This window comes from Pseudomonas sp. E1BtOHC1 (genome assembly GCF_058744285.1).
This window is the reverse complement of sequence record NZ_CP196023.1, coordinates 5,576,145-5,596,418: the sequence shown is the minus strand read 5'-3', so window position 1 is coordinate 5,596,418 and position 20,274 is coordinate 5,576,145. Positions and strand designations below refer to the sequence as shown.

Genomic DNA, 20,274 nt, shown 5'->3' with positions numbered 1-20,274 from the left:
CGCTGGGCAGCCTGAGACGACCCGGGTCAGTGCCCGGGTTCGGCGATCGACACCGCCAGTTCGACCCCCGGTAGCAATCGGGCGGCTTCTCGCAGCCCTGAGCAATAGGCGCCATCGACATACCCGTAACGCTCGCAGGAGGTGGCTTCGCCCGCCAGCAGTACCCGGCCATAGGGGGCTGCGAGCTGGGCGATGTCGGCCAGCGAGGCCTGGGGCGTCAGGTGCAGGTAGGCGCCGCGGCTGTAGGGATCACTCGACCAGTGGGTTCGGTGCACCGCGCTCGGTGTCGGCAGCGAACCGCCGCAGGCCGTGGCCAGGGCCTCCAGGGCCAGTGCCAGGGCGGTCGGATCGTCCAGCTTGGCCAGCTCCAGGGCCGGAGGCCCCGAGACGTGGGCCGCCAGGGTCGGGGTGCCGGTGAGGGGCGTCACGTCGATCCAGTAGGGGAACAGCGGATGGTCCTTGATCAACAACCCGCTGCACGTCGCTTGCCCTGTGGGCCAGAAAGGCTGGTCGAAACTCAGCAGAAGCTTTTCGAAATGGCCAAAGCCCAGGCGCTGTATGGCCGCCTTCTTTTGCGCCGGCAAGGCCGGTGAAAACTCGATGGCCTCGGCCTTGAGCACCCCCAGCGGCACGCTCAGCAGTACATGGGAGCCGCTTTCCACACGCCCGTCGCTGCACTCCAGGGTCACGCCCCAGGCATTGCTGCGGACCTTCGCCACCGGCCAGTCGGTGCTGATGGGCAGGCCCTCGGCCAGGCCTTGCAGCAGGTTCAGGTAACCGCCGCTGATGCAGCGGTCCGCGCCCTCGTAATCGCACTCCAGGCTGTAGTTGAGCAGGGCAATGTCGCGGGCCGGCGCGGCCAGGTCGGCCTGCAATCCGGTCCTGATCACAAACTGCACCCAGTCCCGCAGGTCGGGATCGGCGATGTCCTGTGCGCGCAGCTCCAGCCACTGCTCCAGGGACAGATCCGCCGGGTACTGCCCGGCGTCCTGCATCAGTTCGGCTTCGAAGCTGTCCGCCAGTTCGAGGATCTGCACGCGCCGCGCCGGGTCCAGGCGTTGTCCCTGCGGGTCCACCAGGCCCATGCCGGCAAACAGTTCGGCGATGCAGAACGCCCGGGTATCGAGTGCCATGAACCGGGCCAGCTGGCTCAGGGGATTGCCCTCGGGATCGTGAATCCACGAACCGCCGGCATCCACTCGGGAATTGCCCAGGGCCAGGGTGTGGGTGCGGCCGCCGATCCGTGGCCGGGCCTCCAGCACCTGCACCTCGATGCCGGCGGTCATCAGTGCATTGGCAGCGGCGAGGCCGGCGAATCCGGCGCCTACCACCAGCACCCGGGTAACCGCGCCGGGCACTGCTTGCAGGGACGTCGGCCGGGCCACGGGCAGCAAACGGCGGGGTGTTGCAAAAGGTTGTGGTGACATTGGCGGTGCTCTTGTGAGTCGAAACAGAATCAGCGGCAGGCGCCCAGACAGCGCCCGCCTCGAAGGCCACGCAGGGCCGGGAATCAATCGATGGCGGCAAACAACTCGCGGGCCGCGTCCAGCAGGAACAGGTCCTGGTAATGCCCCGCCGCCAGGGACAGACCCACCGGCAGTCCCTCGACCCGGCCCACCGGGATGGACAGCTCCGGTAGCCGCGCGACCCCGGCAAAACTGCTGACGGCCATGCAACGGTCGTAGAAGTCCATGATCGCCTCGGGCGCCTGCAACTGGCCCTTGCCCGGAACCGGTAGCGGCACCGTGGGGAAACAGAACAGGTCGTTGCTGGCGGTAAAGGCGCTGACCGCGGCAAACAGCTGTTCGCAATGTCGCAATGCGCTGCTGATGTGGCGGCGATCCAGCTGCCGGACATTGGCGAAGGCGGCCTGGAAACCGGGGCTGCATGGCGGCTCGAAGGTGTTGACCCAGTGGCCGATGGAGTTGCCGGTCTCGGCGCTTTGCAGCAGACGCAGCGCCTGTTCATTGCAGGCTTTCAGGTCCCAGTCGCCCTTGACCAGTTGAGCGAAGGTCAGGGGTTTGACCACGACCGGCACCCGCGCCTGCAACGCCCGAATGACCGCCCGCAGCCGGGCCTGGATCTTCGGGTCGGCGAGGGCAAAGGCGTCTTCCAGCACATACAGGGTGCCGATGGGCTGGGGCGCTGGCGTGCAACTGCTGAGCAGCACCGGCATGACCCGGCTCAGGGTGTCGAGCCCATTGGCCAGGACCCCCACCGTGCTGACGCTGGGCACCGACGGCAGCACGCCGGCGGCCGAGATGCGCTGCGGGGTTGGGCGCAGGCCCCAGATCCCGCAGAAGCTGGCCGGCACCCGCACCGAGCCGGCGCAGTCGGTGCCCAGGGCAAAATCCACCAGGCCGCAGGCCACCGCCGAGGCCGAGCCGCTGGACGAGCCTCCGGGTATGTGTCCCGGGGCCTTGGGATTGAGGGGCGTACCAAAGAACGGGTTTTCCCCTTGCAGGCTGTAGGTGAACTCATCGCTGACCGTGCTGCCCAGGCAGGTGGCGCCGGCACCGAGCAACTGCTCGACACACAAGGCGTGGTGGCTGGCCGGTGGGTGCGCCGCGCCCCAGGCCGGGCTGCCGTAGGTACAGGTCAGGCCCTTGAGGTCGATGTTGTCCTTGACCGCGAAGCTGAGCCCCGAGAGCGGGCCGCCAGCATAGGGGGCAAAGGTCTGGCGAGTGACGAAGGCGCCACTGTCAGCGCAGGTAGAGGGCGTCATGGGCTTGGCCGTGGCTGGAGAAAAAGCGGCCTGCAGCCGCCTGGCGCAGGGCCGGGCGAGGCAGGATCAGCCGAGGATTCTGCGCCTCTGACGCCCGGTTTCTATCAGGAAATTTCAGTCCGGCGGTTTTTCTCCCGGATCGGCCTGGGGCAGGTACGGCAGCAGCCGCGCGGTCTCCTTGCGCACCACCGCGTAGCACTCGCAACTGTGCTGTTCCAGGCGTGGCCGGTCGAGGACGTTGATGCGCCCCCGGCTGTATTCGATGATGCCCTGGCGCTGCAGTTTGCCGGCGGCCTCGGTGACGCCCTCACGACGCACCCCGAGCATGTTGGCGATCAACTCCTGGGTCATCACCAGTTGGTTGCCCGGCAGGCGGTCCAGGGACAGCAGCAGCCAGCGGCACAGTTGCTGATCGATGGAGTGGTGCCGATTGCACACCGCGGTCTGGGCCATCTGGGTGATCAGCGACTGGGTGTAGCGCAGCATCAGCAGGAGCATCTCGCCGTGGCGGTTGAATTCGTCCTTGAGACGCTGCCCGGGCAGGCGCAAGGCATGCCCGGCACTTTGCACGATGGCCCGGCTGGTGGTGCTCTCGCCGCCCATGACCAGGGACACGCCCACCAGCCCTTCGTTGCCCACCACGGCGATTTCCGCCGAGGCGCCGTTCTCCATCAGGTACAGCAGCGACACCACCGCGTCCGTGGGGAAATACACGTGGCGCGGGATATCCCCTGACTCGTAGAGCACCTGGCCCAGGGCCAGGGGCACTGGCTTGAGGTGGGGCAGCAGGCGCTCCTGCACCTCGGCCGGCAGTGCGTTGAGCAAGTGATTGGGCCCGAGCCCAAGGTTGTCGAACATCTCAGAACCACCGGATGGCAAGGCGTCAGCGCTCACTCAGGGTAGTCCAGGGCGTTGCCCGGTGTCTGTCATGGCGCCGACTCGGTGATGGCCGCTGTCGGGGAAAGCCCGGTCTGCGGCGGAGGGACGTTGACGGGCCAGGTGAGCAACACCCGGCGTGTGGTGCCGTCGTCCAGCAGCGGAATGGCCAGCCCCGTCAGGGGGCGGCCGTCCAGGCTCAGGCTGAGGCTGGCGCCGGGGTTCTGCCGCACCTCGATGTGATAGACCGTCGCGCCAAACCGGTAGTCCATGCTGTAGCCGGGCCAATGAGCCGGGATCACCGGCTCGATGTACAGGCGGTCGCCTTCACGCCGCAGCCCCAGCAACGACTCGACGATCAGCCGGTACATCCAGCCCGCCGAGCCGGTGTACCAGCTCCAGCCGCCGCGCCCGGTGTGGGGCGCCACGCCATAGACGTCGGCGGCCATCACATAGGGTTCGACCCGGTAGGTGGCCACTTGCTCGGCGCTGCGTCGGCTCACCGGGTTGATCATGTGCAGCAGTTCCCAGGCCCGGGCGCTGTCCCCCAGGCGGGCGAAGGCCATGCTGGCCCAGATTGCCGCGTGGGTGTACTGGCCGCCGTTCTCCCGCACCCCGGGCACATAGCCCTTGATATAGCCCGGGTCCAGTGGGCTGTGGGCGAACGGTGGGTCCAGCAGCAGTACTACGCCGCTGTCCCGGCGGACCAGATGCTGGTCCAGGGACTCCATGGCCTGGTGCTGGCGGGCGTCACTGGCGGCCGCGGACAACACCGACCAGCTCTGGGCGATGGAGTCGATGCGGCACTCCAGGTTGCTGGCGGTGCCCAGGGCCTGGCCGTCGTCGAACCAGGCGCGGCGATACCACTGTCCGTCCCAGGCCTGGCTGTCGAGGGCGGCGCGCAAGGCCAGGGCCTGATTGCGACAGGTCAGGGCGAAGGCCGGATCGTTGTGCTGTTCGGCGGTGACGGCGAACCGTTGCAGCACCTCGTGACTGAAGAACCCCAGCCACACGCTTTCCCCCAGGCCCCGCTCGCCGACGCGGTTCATGCCGTCGTTCCAGTCCCCGGTGCCCATCAGCGGCAAGCCATGGACGCCGCGCCGGCTGCTGTGCTCAATGGCCCGTTGACAGTGGCGGTAGAGGCTTTCCCGCAGCCCGCAGGCTTGTGGCAGGTCGTAGTAGGACTCTTCGCCGGGATTGAGCAGACGACCTTCCAGGTAACCCACCTCGACCTCCAGCACACTGCGGTCGCCGGTGATCTGCACGTAGCGGCTGGTGGCCAGGGGCAGCCAGAGGAAGTCATCGGAACAGCCGGTGCGCACCCCGCGATTCTGCGGCGGATGCCACCAGTGCTGGACGTCGCCCTCGGGGTACTGGTGGGCGGCGCAGAGCAGCAGGTGCTCGCGGGCCAGGGCCGGCTCGGCGTGGATCATTGCCATGCTGTCCTGCAACTGGTCGCGAAAGCCTATGGCGCCACCGGACTGGTAGAAACCGCTGCGGGCCCAGAAGCGGCAGGCGATGGTCTGGTACATCAGCCAGCCGTTGGCCATGACATCGATAGCCGGGTCCGGGGTACGCACTTGCAGCGTGCCCAGGCTGTGCTGCCAGTGCTGATGCACGGCGGCAAGTTCGCTCTGCGCCATCTGCGTACCGCGGTATTGCAGGACCCGTCGGGTTGCGGCCTTGGCATCCACCTCGGCCCCCAGGCGGAACAGCACTTCCTGGCTCTGGCCGTCCGCCAGCTCCACCGCGACCTGCATCGCCGCACAGGGGTCGAAACCGGCGCCGGAACGTCCGGACAAACGCTCTCGGGTCAACGCGGCGGGCGCCGCGAGGCTGCCGTTGCGGCCAATGAATTCACTGCGGTCGCCGGTAAAGCTGCGCACCGCGGAGTCGGTGTCGAGAAACGCCACATGCCCGGAAAACTCCATGTTGTAAGGGTTGCGGGCGAACAGGGCGCCACTCACCGGATCGCTTTCGGTGACCACATGCATGGCCGAGCGGCCGCGCAATTCCCCCAGCACCCATTCCACGTAGCTGGTCACCGTCAGGCGCCGTGGCCGGCCGCTGCGGTTGCGGATCTTCAACCGCGAGAACTTGATCGGCGCCTGCAGCGCCACATAGATCGTCAACTCGCTGTGAATGCCGTTCTCCTCATGTTCGAACACGCTGTAGCCGAAGCCATGGCGGGTGCGATAGCTGCCGTTGCCGGGGCAGGGCTGGGGAGTGGGCGACCAGACCTGGCCGCTGTCTTCGTCACGCAGGTACAGGGCCTCGCCACTGGGGTCGCTGACCGGGTCGTCGTGCCATGGGCTGAGGCGGTACTCGTGGGCGTTTTCGCGCCAGCTGTAGGCGCCGCCGCTTTCCGAGATCACCGTGCCGAACAGCGGGTTGGCGAGCACGTTGGCCCAGGGCGCCGGGGTGGGTTGCCCGGGGTTGAGGGTGATCAGGTATTCGCGGCCGTCGCTGCTGAAACCGCCAAAGGGCGTTTCCAGGATCAGCTCCGGCAGCGGGGCTGCCGGGGCATTGCTGGCCGGCTGTGGCAGGCGCACCAGGGGCGCCTCCAGACGCGGCAGCGACGGGTCGGCACGGCGCCGATGGACCTGCTCGGCCAGGCTGCCGCGGCTGTCACTGATCACCAGGCGCGCCACTGCCAGCATCAGGATGCGGTCTTCGCCGGACAGTTGCTGGGCCGGACGCACGAAGATGCCTCCGGGACGGTCGATCAGGCTGGCTTCGCTGCCGGAAGTCACCAGGCCCATGATCAGGTCCTGGAGCTGCTGACGGTAGCCCACCTGATCCTCGTTCCAGATCACCAGATCCACCGCCAGGCCTTTCTGCCGCCAGTAGGCGTGGGCCTTGATCAACTGCTGCACCAGGGTAATGTTGGCCAGGTCGCCCACTTGCAGCAGGACGATCGGCAGGTCCCCGGAAATGCCCTGGCCCCAGAGCCCGGACTGGCTGCGGCGGTTGGCCAGCAGCAGGCTGGTGTCGGCCCGCAGGGTGGCGTTGGCGTAGAGCAGCGACGCGGCCATCTGTTGGAACAGCCGGGCTTCGGCCAGCGAGGCGTTGAGCTGGCGCAACAGCACCTGGCTGTGGGTCCAGGCCAGGTCGAAGACCCGGTCCGCCAGGTGCCGGTCACGGTATTTGTGGATCAGTTGCAGGCACTGTTCGTGGCTGTCGGCGACCCCGGTCACCAGGTCGATGGTGGCGCTCTGACCGGGATCGAGGGTGATCCGGCAGCGGATCGCCACGATCGGGTCCAGCACCGAGCCGTCGGTCCCCGAGAGCCGTTCGATCTGCGGGTCCATGGCCAGGGGCGAGGCCAGATCCCGGCCGCGGCCGATAAAGCGTGCGCGGTCGGTTTCATAGGAGATGGCGTCGATGTCCACACCGTGGGCCGCCAGCAGGTGGCACATCCAGGGCACGGCTTGCTCCTGGGCCCGTGGCCGGCGGCTGCAGACAATGGCCTGCAGGCTGGGCAGCAGTTCGGTCTCGATGAACAGGTTGCTGAAGGCCGGATGGGCCGCATCGCTCTGGGCCGGGGCCAGGACCACTTCGGCGTAGCTGGTGAGCTCGATGCTGCGGCGCCCCCGGGCACGGTTGCACAGGTGCAAGCGGCGCAGTTCGATGGGGTCCTCGGGTGACACGACGATTTCCATGTGGCTGTCGAAGTCCCGTTCCCGCACCCGGAATTCTGCCCGGGCATCGGTGAAGATCGCCTCGAAACTCTCTGGGCGGCGTCGGGTCGGCTGGTAGGCCGCGGACCAGAAGTCGCCGCTGGCCACGTCCCGCAGGTAGCAGAACTGCCCCCAGTGATCCCGGGTCGGGTCCTCGTGCCAGCGGGTCACCGCCAGTTCGTTGCAGCGGCTGTAGCCGCCACCGGCACTGCTGAGCATCAGGTGGTAGTGACCGTTGGACAGCAGTTGCACGGCCGGACGCTTGCGGTCCGGGTCGGCGAACACCCGCAGTTTGTTCTCGTGGGCCCGGGCCGCTTCGTCGGCCGCAGGCGCTCCGGCGGCGTGCAGGTATTGGGCGGCGGTTTTCGGTACCCGTTCCTGAAGCAGCAGGGCGATGGCCTGGAACTGCGGATCGGATTCGAAACGCCGCTGCATGGGCTGATCCAGCAGCAACCAGGCCAGGGCCAGCAAGCTCATGCCCTGGTGGTGAGCCATGAACGACTGCACCACGGCATGGTCCTGGCCCCGGGGCAGGCGCGATTCGGTGTAGTCCACGGCTTCATAGAGGCCAAAGCGTCCACCCAGCCCCAGCTGTGCCAGGCGCTGCAGGTTCTGGCAGGCGGCCTGGGGCGCCACCATCAGCGCCAGGACGCTGGCATAGGGCGCCACCACCCGTTCCGCGCCGAGGCCACGCTTGAGCCCCAGGCCCGGCACGCCGAACGCCCGGTACTGGTAGTTGAACTGGCTGTCGAGGGTGTTGTAGCCCGACTCGGACACGCCCCAGGGCAGGCCCAGTTGCTGGCCGTACTCGATCTGCAGGGCCACCGCGGCGCGGCAGGTCTGGTCCAGCAGGGTGCCCTGGTAGCTGGGCATCACCAGCATCGGCATCAGGTATTCGAACATCGAGCCGGTCCAGGACAGCAGCACCGGGGTGCCGGCGCTGCTGGTGAGCAGGCGGCCCAGGGCAAACCAGCTTTCCTGGGGCAGTTGCCCCTGGGCGATGGCGACAAAGTGGGTCAGGCGCACTTCCGAGGCCAAGAGGTCGTAGTAGCCGGCATCCAGGCGGTGCTCGTCGGCGTTGTAGCCGATCACCAGCAAGTGACGACGGGTGTCGTAGAGAAAGCCGAAGTCCATCTGCGCCATGCTGGCTACCGCTTCCAGCAATCGACTCAGGCTACTGATGCGCTCCAGGGCCAGCTCCTGCACGGCGGCGATCCGCTCGTGGTGCATCGGCAGCCAGAATCCGGCGTCCAGCTGGGCCAGCTGGCGCCAGCTCAGGGTGCCGAAGCGGCGGCCGTCGGCCATGGGCGGCAGGCAGCGCCATTGCAGTTCGTCATGCAGGTCACGGCATTGCGCGGCCAGCGCCTGGCGCCAGAACTCCACATCGTCCGTCGTTGTGGTCTGCGCCTGGTCGGTGCTTTCGGCAATGCGTTGCAGCAGCCCCAGCAAGGCATCCGGAGCCACGTCGGCGTGCAGGCTCAGGTGCTCATGCACGGCGCGGGTTTCCAGGCGCCAGCGCAGCACCGGGGCGGTGTCCTGGCCGGCCGCCGTGAGGGCGTCCTGGAACACATCGAGGCTGTCCAGCAGGCCGTTGGCGATCTGCAGCAGCGCCGGTGGGCTATCCACCAGGGCCTGCAGGCCGGGGCGCAGGGTCAGCAGCATGCCCACCAGGTTGCCGCTGTCCACGGTGGACACGTAGCGCGGCGGCAGGGGTTGCAGGCTCTGGGTGTCGTACCAGTTGTAGAAGTGCCCGCGGTAGCGTTCCAGCCGGCCCATGCTGGCCAGCATCTGCTCCAGGCGCTGCATCAGCCGGCGGCTGCTCAGGTAGCCGAAGTCGTGGGCCGCCAGATGGGCCAGCAGGGCCAGCCCGAGGTTGGTTGGCGAGGTGCGATGGGCGATGCGGCGCTGCGGCTGCTCCTGCAGGTTGTCCGGAGCCAGCCAGTTGTCCTCGGGGCCGACGTACTGGTCGAAAAAGCCCCAGGTGCGGCGGGCCAGGCTCTGCAGGAAACGCCGTTGGCCGCTGGAGGGCTCGAACGCCACCTGGCTTGCAGGGCGGCTGAGCCACCAGGCCAGTGCCGGGCCGGCCAGCCAGGCCAGGAGCAAGGGCGCGGCCATCAGCAGTTGCGGGCGCGGCCACAGCAGCCCCGTCAGCAGCAGGGCCAGGAGCGGACCGATCCACATCCGCCGGTACAGCTGCAGCAGGTTGTCATCCGGGCCGCGCTCGGCTTCCCGGGAGGGTTGCCATTGCAGGCGATGAGCTTTGCTGATGCCCATGCGCCACAGCGCGCGGCTCATAGCGTCCAGGCTGTAGGCGACCTCATAGGGCAGCCAGGCCAGGGGCAACAGGGCCCGAGACAGGTGCTGGCCGGCGCTGCCCAGGGCCGCGTTCAGTTGTTGCAGCAACGGTACTTCCGGGGTGTTGTGCACCAGCTCGCGCAAGGCGGCGGACAGGGGTAGCACCAGCAGCACAATCAGCACCGCCAGGGTCCAGGCCAGGGGCTGGGTGGAGCCCAGCCAGCCCCACAACAGCATGCTCAGCAAGGCCAGGGGCTCGAGGCTGCGGCGCAGGTTGTCGAGGATTTTCCAGCGTGCCAGAGGGCTCAGGCGATTGCTTTCCAGGCCGCCGGCTGCCTTGGGCGACCAGGGCAGGAGCCAGGGCAGCAGTTGCCAGTCGCCGCGAATCCAGCGCTGGTGGCGCTTGACGTCGGCGCTGTAGCGGGCCGGGTATTCCTCGAACAGCTGCACATCGCTGAGCAGCCCGGAACGGGCGTAGCAGCCCTCGATCAGGTCATGGCTGAGAATCCGGTTGTCGGCGAAGCGCCCGCCCAGGGTCTGCTCGAACGTGTCCAGGACATAGATGCCCTTGCCGACGAAGGAGCCTTCCTGGAACAGGTCCTGGTAGACGTCCGACACCGCGCGGGTATAGGGGTCGATCCCGGCATCGCTGGCGAACAGCCGGGAGTAGGCGCTGCGCGCGGTGCTCGACAGGCTGATGCCGACCCGTGGCTGGAGAATCCCGTAGCCGCTGACGATGCGCCCGCTGAGCGGGTCGGTCTGGGGCCGGTTCAGCGGGTGGTCCATGGCGCCCACGCATTGCTGGGCCACGTCCCGGGGCAGTTGGGTGTCGCTGTCCAGAGTGATCACGTAGGTGATGCTGGGCAGGGCCTGGATATCGCCGACGATCAGCGAGAAGCGCTCCTGGCCCCGGCCGCGCAGCAGGGCATTGAGGTCTTCGAGCTTGCCGCGCTTGCGTTCATGGCCCATCCAACAGTGTTCGGCGGCGTTCCACAGCCGTGGCCGGTGCAGCAGGTAGAAGCGGTCCACGGCTTCTTCGGGGTATTTAAGGTTCAGCGCTTCGATCCGTTGCCGGGCCAGCAGCAACAGGGCCGCGTCGCTGTCCAGGGTTTCGCTGGGAGCGTCGAGAAAGTCGCTGAGCAGGGCGAAATACAGCTGGGCGTCGCGGTTGGCCAGGAAGCGCACTTCCAGGCCTTCCACCAGTTCCTCGATATCCGCTGCGCTGCCGATCAGGCAGGGCACCGCTACCAGGGTCCGGGCGCGGGGGGCGATGCCTTCGCTGTAGTCCAGGCGCGGCAGAATGCCCGGGGCCACGGTCAGGGTCACCAGGCCGTTGATCAGGCCGATGGCCAAGCGGCTGGCGAGCAACAGCGCCGGTACCGCCCACAGTGCCAGCCAGTAATGGCCGGGGCTGGCTTCCTGGTACAGGGTGTCGAGAAACGGCCAGGCGAACAGCGCCGAGAGCAGCATCACCGGCCCCAGGAAAAAGCCCAGGGGCGCCTGGGTCAGCAGACGCCGGCCACGTTCGGCCAGGGGCACCCGAGCGCCGATCTGTTGTTCCAGGGTGCGGCGTCCGGCACCGATCAAGTAATGCCCGACGTGTCCGGCCACGGCTTCCGGGTCGTCGACGCGGTAGTGGGCCCGGGCCAGTTCGATGCACTGGCGGGCCACCTGTTCTTCACTGAGGGGGCAGTGGCGGGCCAGGCGTTCGAGCACATGCCGGTAATGGTCGCGGGTGGCGAAGTCCATGCGCCGGTAGACCTGGGCCGGGTCGTCCTGAAGCACCTGTTCGACTCGGCTCATCAGCTCGACGAACTCGCGCCAGTTGCTGGCCGAGAGCAGGCGCAGGCTGGAAATGCTGTTGCTGATGGACACCTGATCGGCGGCTTGCTGTTGGGCGTCGAGCTGCACCAGACGCTCGATGTTCAACCCGGTTTCCCCCAGCAGTTGCTCGATCCAGGCCAGGGGCAGCACCAGGGCGGCGTTCTGGCCCTGCAGGCGCCGCGCCAGTTCGGCGACGAAGGCGGCACTCATGGGCGGTGCCGAGCGCGCCATGTCGGCCACGGCCAGCACCACGCTCTTGGCGTCCTGCTCGGCGGTTTCCATCAGGCGGTCGGCCCAGTCGTTGGCCAGATTGCGCTCACTCCAGTTGGCCATGACCCGGAAGGCCACGCGCCGCAGGTTCTCGATCAAGGCCAGGCGCAGCATGATGGGAATCGCCCACAGCTCACCGAGCTTGAGCGGGGTGACGCTCTGGTAGCTGTCGACGAAGCGTCCCAGGCTTTCGCTGTCGACCCGGCCGTCGCCGTGGGAAATGGTTTCCAGGGCGATGTCGTAGACCCGTGGCAGGCCCGCCGACTGGCCGTTGGCCAGGCGCGGCAATTGCCGGCTGTAGCCTCGGGGCAGGTGGGTGCGGGTGATGCGGATCTGTTCTTCCAGCAGGTAGTAGTTGTCCAGCAGCCATTCGGCGGCGGGGGTGGCCCGGGGCGAGCTGCCGGTGGCGGCGGTCAGGCTTTTGCAGCAACTGGCCAGGGCGCTGGCGTTGTCCGCCAGGCGTGCCAGCAGCCAGTCGGGGTTGCGGCTTTGGCTCAGGCGGTGCTGTTGCGCCAGCAGGGTACCGTGGCTGGCCATCTGTTCACTGCTGAACAATTCCGAGCGCAGCGGTGCTTCGTATTCGATGCTGTTGCGCGAGGCCTTCCATTGGCCGTATCTGGCGGCGGGCAGACGCCAGAACCTCAGGAATGCGTGGGTCCAATGACTGTCCATGTTTTCCTTGGCATAACAGAGCCGTCCCTCGGCACGGGGTGCGAGGGAGGGCCGGGAGCGGGGCGTGCGGTCAAATCGATGCACCGTCGCGACGAACGTTTCAGGCAAAAAGCTGCAACCTTGACGGTGGCGGGAGTGGGGGAGGGTGTCTGTGCGTTGGGGCACATAGGCGGATGATCATGCATTGCTGCTGGGTGGCTTGGTGTGGCGAGGGGGCTTGTTCCTGTTTGGGGGCGTAGCGGTTGTGGGACCTGAGGTTGCGGTCTTGTTGGTGTACATATCCGTTGCTGCGGGTGACGGGGCGTTCAGATCAAGATCAAAATCAAGAGCCAGACGGCGGCCTTGCGGCCGGCCTGGAGCGGGAATGGGGGGAGCACCTTCCCTTGTAGGAGCTGCCGAAGGCTGCGAACGGGCGAGCATCGCCCGGCCAGTCGGCGCGGTACATCAGGCACATCGCAGATACGAAAACAGGGCGGCGGGACTGTGAGCGGGCTGGTTGCTGACAAGCTAACCCGCGGGGGCAAACGCTATCGCCACACATCTTTGGCTGTTTCAGAGAGTGCTGAAAGGTGCTTGGAACTACGCCGATTCGCTTTCTTTTGTAAGGCCATTCCGAGAAGTGGTTTGTCACTTGCATCTGCTTGTTTTGAGCCGCTAGTCTGCGAGGGTCATCGCTCAGTGGATGGCCGGATGTGCAAGTCCGAATACTGCAAGGAACCTATTGACGCTGAGGCGTTATTGCCAAGTGTTTTTATCCACAGTATTGAGGCGTTCATCCATGAAAAAGTCCACGTCCTATCGCTATCCCGAACTGAAATCTGCCAATGCCAGCCTGCGCGTTGTCTTGGCTCAGCAGCCCGTGATCCCCACGCAGCTCTCTCCCCATCTCACCACCCAAGCCAAGCCCGTTGCCCCCGACTCGCTGTTCAGCGTGCGCCCAGGCGTCAGTGCTGAAGAGGCGTTGGTGCATGTGTCGTTGTTGCTCAAATGCGCCGAAGAGGTCTGCGATGAAATCACCCAGCAGGGCAGCGGTATCGAGCGCGGGCTGATCTGGTCCATGGTGCATTCCGTGGAGATGGCCCGGGCGGTGGTGGAGGCGTTGCTGGACGCTAGCCCGCGAGGTCTCTGCTCATGCTCGGACGAGCCGCGCTCGTAAAGCCCGAGTCCCCCGGTCTTCTTCAAATCAGAGTGTGCTGGCCGTCGGCGAGGTGGCGACACGGATGGGGAGACATACCCGTTGCTGCGGTAACGCCGGCTTAGGATTTTGCCGCTAAGGCCAGCCCTTTCAGGGTCTTTGCTCAAGGCTGCTTCTGCAGTATTGCAGCCTTGAGCATCCGGTCATTGCCATCGCTTTAAGGCGTCGATACCGGACGCAGGCGAATTGAATCGATGATGGCATCCCACAGTTCCAGTGCGGCTTTATCGGACTTGAAAGCGGGAGCCGGTGGCTTGCCATCGTCATCGTCATCAGCTTCCTCCACGCTCAGTTCTACCTTGAGATGGGGCTCGTTGATCGACTCGTCCTTGCCCTGGGCTTCCCAGAGGAAGGTGTAGGTGCGTTGCCCCTTTGCGCTGCCCGCCAGCAGGTACTCATCGGCGGGAATGGCACCGCCACGCTCTCTTTTGCGCAGGGTCTCGATGCCTGCAACCATCTTCAGCGCGCCCATCAAAAAGCCACTCACTCGATCCAGTAACCGATCGTCCTCGGCTCCGGTGCTGGATCTGAATGACAAAAAGGTTCTAGGGTGTTCCGGGAAGGTCACGCCAATCCCGAAGTTTTCACTTTGAAAGCTGTCACCCGCGATATAAGCCCGGTCGATACAGAATCCTGGTTCGGCGGGGATTTCGTTGGGAGAGCGAGAGCGTAGGTTACGGGCTAAATCATTAACTATTTCTAATCCTCTTTTCTCTCTGTCATAAGTAACTTCTCCCGAATAGTAATAGACAGAGCCTTTTAGTGGTGTCACCAAATATGAATCAACTCTGTATGACAAGGTGCTAGCTGTTGAATCCCATGACCACAGGCTAACTGAACCATTTTGATGTTCTGTCCGCCTTAGAAACATGCTCTCTTGTGTTTTGCTATGGCGTTCACTTTTTAGTTTCTGTTCACGCTTATCGATTCTGATTGCTAGGGCGGCAGGGGTATCGTCGAGCGCTTTGATATTGTCGCCCCACAGGTAGTAGCCAGCATTGATCTTCGCCTGGGGCGGTAAATCAATTAGAAAGCGTCCGTAGCAATAAGTAATCCATCCGCTCTTGTCCATGGCCGGGCTCCGAGAGGAAAAAATCGATGTGCAGCTGATAACGCTAGTCATGGCGATAAGACCAAGGATGGTTATTAGGCAATGAGTGCGCTTCATAAACCCTCCTTGGCATCCAGCTGGCAGTCTGCCAATTGAGCGATCTTGATCACGTCGGATAATGCGGTCCATTGGCGAGTGTTCTGTGGTCGCGCGCGCTTCCTTAGGAAAATCACAAATCATCCATCCAGTTATCTTTGGGCTTCAGCTCAGCGAGGAACTCTCCCAGGGCGTAGTCATCATCTACCGCTGGGCTGTTGGCCCTCTGTTGCGGGCCTTTAGGCGGGGAGGGCGTGCCAGCATTGTCGCCGCGTCCAGGAGCCGATACCGGACGCAGGCGAATCGAATCGATGATGGCATCCCACAATTCCAGTGCGGCTTTATCGGACTTGAAAGCGGGAGCCGGGGGAGTGGCATCGTCATCGACGTCAGCTTCCTCTACGCTCAGCTCCGCCTTGAGATGGGGCTCGTTGACCGACTCGTCCTTGCCCTGGGCTTCCCAGAGGAAGGTGTAGGTGCGTTGCCCCTTTGCGCTGCCTGCCAGCAGGTACTCATCGGCGGGAATGGCACCGCCACGCTCTCTTTTGCGCAGGGTTTCGATGCCCGTAACCATCTTTGCCGCACCCATCAGAAAACCACTCACTCGATCCAGTAACCGATCACGTTCGGCTCCGGTGCTGGATCTGAATGCCAAAAAGGTTCTAGGGTGTTCCGGGAAGGTCACGCCAATCCCGAAGCCTTCACTTTGAAAGCTGTCACCCGCGATATAGGCCCGATCGATACAGAACCCAGGATCGGTGGGGATCTCGTGGGGCGCGCGCGAGCGTAGGTTGCGGGCCAGAGAGTTAGATATCTCCATAGCTCGACGCTCTCTATCCTCTGATATTTTTCCTGTCCAGCGATAAGCACGCCACGTTGGCTTCGAGGCAACATAGGTATCAAGCAGATATACCTTGGAGGCAACTTCAGAAGACCAAGACATTAGTCCTACTGAGCCTCCACCAAAATCTATTCGACGAAGAAACATACTGCCTTTCGTATCATGTTGCTGACCTTTCAATTTTTGTTCGCGTCGATCAATCTGATTAGCAAGGGCCTCAGGGGTATCGTCGAGCGCTTCGATGTTGTCGCCCCAGAGGTAGTACCCAGCATTGATCTCTGCCTGGGGCGGTAAATCAATCAAAAAACGTCCGTAGCAATGAGTGATCCATCCGGTTTTGTCCATGGTGGGACTCCGAGAAGATGAAAACGAAGTACAGCTGGCCACACTGGTTAAAGTGACCAGGCCAAGAACGGTAAACAAGCGACGAGTGAGTGTCATAAGCCCCCCTTATCATTAGGGTGCCAGTCAGCCAACTGAGCGATCTTGATCACGCCATAAAGCGCGGCCCACTGGGCTCGTCTGTCGTTGTAGCTTTCTTGGTGTTCGTAACCCTTGTCGGTGTTGTACTGCCCCGCGCCCTTGCCGCCCTGGCGGAAACTGGCCTTGATGCCCGACTTCTTGTGGGCCTGCCCGGAGTCGGTTGGCACCGTGCCATCGCCACCACTGCCAGACTGGTCCTCTTCCTTGACAGTCCAGTTTTCAAGCGTAGGTACGATGACGGGCAGGCCTCGGCGAAACCAACTGCTGTAGCTGCCGGTCTCGTTATCCTTGAGCTTAGAGCCAGGCGCCTCCAAAGGAGCTGGATCGCCTTGCCAGATCATGTCCCGCCAGCTGTGGCGGCCGTCATCAGCCGCATAGTGGGCATAGGTTTCAGAGTGATAGCCTGACGTGGACATTTGGCGATGGAATTTGGCTACAAAATCTATTCGCTCATCGAAATCTGACCGCAGGTTTATCCTTCCGTCAGTACTTCCCTCTCTCGACATATCCAAATACTGAGTGTTCTGCTCCGGCACCAACCCATACCAGGCAGTGCTCTTATAGATTTCCTCGTAAGGGTCCTGGTTCTGCGGATAGGCGCGGGGTTTTCCCTCCATATCCTTGATGACCTGCCCCTGGGCATCGCACAGGAACAACCAGGGGCGACCTTCCCGATACTCGTTGCTAGGCGTCAGTTCCAGCGCCCCTGGGGCATTGGCCACCACTGCGGTCACTTCGCCTGCGTTGTAGCCAAGGATGATGCTGGCAATACCTTCATAGCCGCAGCGCATGTGGTGGTAGATGGCCGATGAACCGATTGCCGGTTGCACGCCATGCACCACGCCAAGCACTCGTTTGTAACCGTGCAATTGGGTCAGGGAGCGTGCAACCAGCCCACCCATTGAGTGGGTGACCAGGATGACCTTCATCTGATCCGCCTGCTCAGGGCTGACGCTTGCGTGTTCGCGGTAGTGGGCGAGGACGGTGTTCTCGATGTAGTCACGCACATCCAGGGCGGACTGCCGGTTGGATTGCAGCCAGTTGTAACCGGCGCACCAGACGTCGAATTGATACTTGCTCGCCTGTTGCAGTTCATCTTCGCTGAGGGGCGTCGCCTGCCCCAGTTCTTCGCCATAGGCTGCGGGTTCATGCAGGCTTTCAGTGTTCCACCATTGCTGGATCTGTTGTCGGCTGACGATGTTGTCCAAGCGGCCCTCCATCAGGGCCATGAACGGGTTGTAGGCGCTGCGCATCACCGTCCCCCAGCCACGAATGCGCGCCGCCTCTTTGCTCAGGCCGGATGAGCCCGTATCAATCGAGCCTCGATCATCCACCTCGACGTTTTCCGGCATTAGCAGTATCTGTCGATCCTTGGGGCCTCGGCCCCACCAGACCAGCAAGGCTGCAAGAGCGGAGAGGATATCAGTGGGCCTAAAGCTGGCATTAGGCGGACTCCAGACCTTGCTCTGGTCCTCCTTGTTACGCAGGTTGCTGCCCATGATGCCTGGAATGAAGATCACCGGAATCGGCGCGGCCTGCCTCGCCAGCAGGACCTTTTCACGCTGGTCCTCGGTGCGGGTCAGTTGGGTCTTGTAGACCGGACGCCCCAGATTGTCGCGCGAGCGAGGAATGATGACGTCCTCAGTGTTATCGGCTGCTTGGCTACTCATGCAGTGGACTCCCTGTCGTCGTTGGAACTCTTTCCCTTGGCCAGAATGCGCATCTGTACTTGATCCATGGCCAGGTCCTGCTGCCTGGGCAGACGGCCTTGTCCGTCGGTCGTGAGGGTGGTGACCCCACCGTCGCCGCGCCGCAGTTCTACGGTGGTGTTTGCCAGGGGGTCAAGGGTGATTTCATCACGCAGCACATAGGCGTCATTGAACGGGGTCGACTCCCATGAGTTGAACGTGGTCGAGGCATGTGCGGGACCGATAGAGGAGTGCTTGGCCGCCTTGACCGTGAAATTGCCCGGCATGCCCAGCTCGATATTGCCGCCCTTGAGCGTCAGGTAAGCCCCGCCGCACATCAGGGTGATGTGCTCCTTGGCAGACACCAGGACGTGCTGCTTGCTTGCACTGACTTCCACGCTCTGATCCGCTTCCAGGCGAATGCTGTTCTGTTGCGCCTGCAACAACATCGGCCCCTGGTGGCTGATGTGGCGCATCTCGCCGCTCTGGGCGAACAAGCCAAGGTCGGTGCCGGCATTGACTACAAACTTCTGCCCCGAGGTGAGCTGCTGATTCTGTTGGGCGACGCTGTCGATATGCTCGCCCGCCGCCAGGGTGACGCTCTGGGGAGACACCGCGGCGATGCCCGCCTGGCCACTCAGGGCAATGGCCGGGTTGCCGCCGTTATTCTGCTGCGACTCGTCGTTGGCGCCATGCCCCAGGTCGCGCACCGCCTCGCTGAGGGTTTGCTGTGGCTCAGTGTCGTGCCCGATGCCTTGATGGTCTTGCGCATAGTCGCCCAGCCCCTTGGCCAGTTGCAGCGCGGCTTCCAGCACCTGGATGGCCGCGCCACGCTGCAACTGCCCGGCATTGGCCTGCAGTTGCGCTTCGGTACTGAGCAGCAGCCCCCTGGCCGCGCGCAAGGCGCCGCGCTCGTCGGTGCGCAGTTCAAAACCCTCGCCACGCGGTGCGCCGCCTTCGGGACGGGGATGGGTCAGGTACCCCAGGTGCAAGGCGCTGCTGCCGTGGTCGCTCATCAAGGCCGCACTGATCTGCTGGGTGGTGTCATCGATGCGCAGTTCGTTGGCCCGGCTGCCCTTGTGTTCCTTGCTCTTGATGGTGCTGAGGATCTTGTGATCCGGCAGGCGGTAGGGCGGCATATGGCTGGCCCGGTAGGTGCGTCCGGTGATGATCGGCTGGTCACAGTCGCCATCCAGGTAGTCGACTATGACTTCCTGGCCAATACGCGGGATCGCCATATGGCCCCAGTCCGCTCCGGCCCAGTTCTGTGAAACCCGGACCCAGCAGGAACTGAGTCCGTTGTGCTTGCCCTCGCGGTCCCAGGGGAACTGAATTTTTACCCGGCCATATTCATCGGTGTGGATTTCCTCGCCTTCCGGGCCCACCACCGTGGCTATCTGCGGCCCGTCAATGACCGGCTTGGGCAGTGGCATCGGCCGCCATTCGCAGTCCTCGGCAATGATCTGGGCGCGGAAGTCGTAACTCACCCCCATCTCGGCGCCAGCGGCCTCTTCTTGCTGGCTGGCGTGCTGTATCCCTGTGTGGGTGATGCGCACCGAGCGCCACCAGCGGTTGAAGTCGCCCCGGGGGTGCCCGGTCAGTTGGAAGGAAAACCCTGGAATCAGCCGCGGATCATCCCCTTCCACCGTCGCGACACGGGCATCGCGACGATGGCCCAGCAGGCGGTTCTGAGTGAAGGGTTGGCCGACGGCGCTGCTCTTGTAGCGGCCTGGGTAATCGTAGCGCTCATAGCGCTGAGCCTGATGCTCAAGGTTATCGCCGAGCAGTCGCTGCTGCTGGTCGAAGGCCGGGCGCTTGAAGCTGTAGTCACGCTGCGTCTGCTCGGCGCTACGCACGTTTTCCGTGTAGCTGAACGCGTACAGCACCGGTTGCGGGGCATCCCCGGGCGGCTGAGTGCTGTACAGCACCGCAGCCCCTTGGATGCGCTCCTGGACGTACAACTTGTCACCCTGGACCAGGGTGTGGGCGTTGGCATCGTGTTTGAAAAAATAGAACAGGCCTTCCTCGGTGGACAGGCGGTCAAACAGGTAGAGGTCGGTGTCTCCGGCCTGGACGCAGTATTCACGCGGCGCATGCTGGGTATGGATATAAGGTTGGTAATCAAGGACGCCGTGCTCGTCCAGCACCGACTTGAGGACCTCGGGCACCGTTTTCTGCTGAAAAATGCGCCAGTCGGAACTCAGGGCCAGCCGGGCCAGTTGCGGCTCCACCAGCAGACGGTAACGGGTGCGGCGAAAACCGCTTTTACCCTGGGTGAAGCTGCTGACCAAGCCATGGACATGCCGCACCTGCAGGCCGCCTTGCCAGATCGTCAGCAAGGCCGGCTGGTCGAGGATCTGGCCGAAGTCGATAGCACCGTTGTCGCTGGCCAGCTCGAGCGTCAAGCGAAAAGGCTCGGACAAGGCTTCTTCCAGGGTGAACTCGACCACCTCGAACGCCACCTGCGCGGTCAGCACAGAAAAAGTGAATTTCAAATCCCTTTGCCGCATGACTCCCATCTCCACTTCGTGAAGTGCTCATCCCCCCTGACAACATGACCGATCAGGGATTGCGCATC

The 20,274-nt window shown here is 64.2% G+C and carries 9 protein-coding genes; 1 reads left to right on the top strand and 8 read right to left on the bottom strand.

Annotated features, from left to right (window positions below; genetic code table 11):
• Positions 1-26 precede the first annotated feature (26 nt).
• From ACSSVC_RS25300 to ACSSVC_RS25285, 4 genes are all read right to left on the bottom strand, one after another.
• Positions 27-1,427 carry a flavin monoamine oxidase family protein gene (locus tag ACSSVC_RS25300; protein WP_492611617.1) on the bottom strand — a complete coding sequence of 467 codons (1,401 nt, stop codon included), beginning with the start codon at positions 1,425-1,427 and terminating at the stop codon, positions 27-29.
• Between the two features lie 83 nt (positions 1,428-1,510).
• The gene (locus ACSSVC_RS25295) at positions 1,511-2,725 is read right to left on the bottom strand and encodes an amidase family protein (RefSeq protein WP_492611616.1); all 1,215 of its coding nucleotides are present in this window, start codon (positions 2,723-2,725) and stop codon (positions 1,511-1,513) included.
• Positions 2,726-2,839: 114 nt separating this feature from the next.
• Positions 2,840-3,583, bottom strand: coding sequence for a Crp/Fnr family transcriptional regulator (locus ACSSVC_RS25290; protein ID WP_346636131.1), 744 nt, complete (start codon positions 3,581-3,583; stop codon positions 2,840-2,842).
• Between the two features lie 68 nt (positions 3,584-3,651).
• The gene (locus tag ACSSVC_RS25285; protein WP_492611615.1) at positions 3,652-12,342 is read right to left on the bottom strand and encodes a glycoside hydrolase family 94 protein; all 8,691 of its coding nucleotides are present in this window, start codon (positions 12,340-12,342) and stop codon (positions 3,652-3,654) included.
• A 778-nt stretch (positions 12,343-13,120) separates the two neighbouring features.
• Here ACSSVC_RS25285 and ACSSVC_RS25280 point away from each other — a divergent pair.
• Positions 13,121-13,498 carry a DUF6124 family protein gene (locus ACSSVC_RS25280; RefSeq protein WP_492611614.1) on the top strand — a complete coding sequence of 126 codons (378 nt, stop codon included), beginning with the start codon at positions 13,121-13,123 and terminating at the stop codon, positions 13,496-13,498.
• A 196-nt stretch (positions 13,499-13,694) separates the two neighbouring features.
• Here ACSSVC_RS25280 and ACSSVC_RS25275 read toward each other — a convergent pair whose 3' ends face one another.
• The 4 genes from ACSSVC_RS25275 to ACSSVC_RS25260 form a co-directional block, all read right to left on the bottom strand.
• Positions 13,695-14,609 (bottom strand): T6SS immunity protein Tli4 family protein, encoded by a 915-nt coding sequence (locus tag ACSSVC_RS25275; protein WP_492611613.1) that lies wholly within the window; start codon positions 14,607-14,609, stop codon positions 13,695-13,697.
• A gap of 208 nt (positions 14,610-14,817) precedes the next feature.
• A complete protein-coding gene (locus tag ACSSVC_RS25270; RefSeq protein ID WP_492611612.1) occupies positions 14,818-15,966 on the bottom strand; it encodes a T6SS immunity protein Tli4 family protein in 1,149 nt (382 codons plus the stop codon).
• Complete coding sequence (locus ACSSVC_RS25265; protein WP_492611611.1) at positions 15,963-17,678, bottom strand: esterase/lipase family protein; 1,716 nt, start codon at positions 17,676-17,678, stop codon at positions 15,963-15,965. The genes ACSSVC_RS25270 and ACSSVC_RS25265 overlap by 4 nt, the downstream gene beginning before the upstream one ends.
• Positions 17,675-20,206, bottom strand: a complete 2,532-nt coding sequence (locus tag ACSSVC_RS25260; RefSeq protein WP_492611610.1) for a type VI secretion system Vgr family protein — start codon at positions 20,204-20,206, stop codon at positions 17,675-17,677. The genes ACSSVC_RS25265 and ACSSVC_RS25260 overlap by 4 nt, the downstream gene beginning before the upstream one ends.
• Between the last annotated feature and the right edge of the window lie 68 nt (positions 20,207-20,274).

What these genes read in the sequence shown, in the direction of transcription:
- ACSSVC_RS25300 (WP_492611617.1), bottom strand. Translation starts at nt 1,427, where the DNA reads ATGTCACCACAACCTTTTGCAACACCCCGCCGTTTGCTGCCCGTGGCC.
- ACSSVC_RS25295 (WP_492611616.1), bottom strand. Translation starts at nt 2,725, where the DNA reads ATGACGCCCTCTACCTGCGCTGACAGTGGCGCCTTCGTCACTCGCCAG.
- ACSSVC_RS25290 (WP_346636131.1), bottom strand. Translation starts at nt 3,583, where the DNA reads ATGTTCGACAACCTTGGGCTCGGGCCCAATCACTTGCTCAACGCACTG.
- ACSSVC_RS25285 (WP_492611615.1), bottom strand. Translation starts at nt 12,342, where the DNA reads ATGGACAGTCATTGGACCCACGCATTCCTGAGGTTCTGGCGTCTGCCC.
- ACSSVC_RS25280 (WP_492611614.1), top strand. Translation starts at nt 13,121, where the DNA reads ATGAAAAAGTCCACGTCCTATCGCTATCCCGAACTGAAATCTGCCAAT.
- ACSSVC_RS25275 (WP_492611613.1), bottom strand. Translation starts at nt 14,609, where the DNA reads ATGGACAAGAGCGGATGGATTACTTATTGCTACGGACGCTTTCTAATT.
- ACSSVC_RS25270 (WP_492611612.1), bottom strand. Translation starts at nt 15,966, where the DNA reads ATGACACTCACTCGTCGCTTGTTTACCGTTCTTGGCCTGGTCACTTTA.
- ACSSVC_RS25265 (WP_492611611.1), bottom strand. Translation starts at nt 17,678, where the DNA reads ATGAGTAGCCAAGCAGCCGATAACACTGAGGACGTCATCATTCCTCGC.
- ACSSVC_RS25260 (WP_492611610.1), bottom strand. Translation starts at nt 20,206, where the DNA reads ATGCGGCAAAGGGATTTGAAATTCACTTTTTCTGTGCTGACCGCGCAG.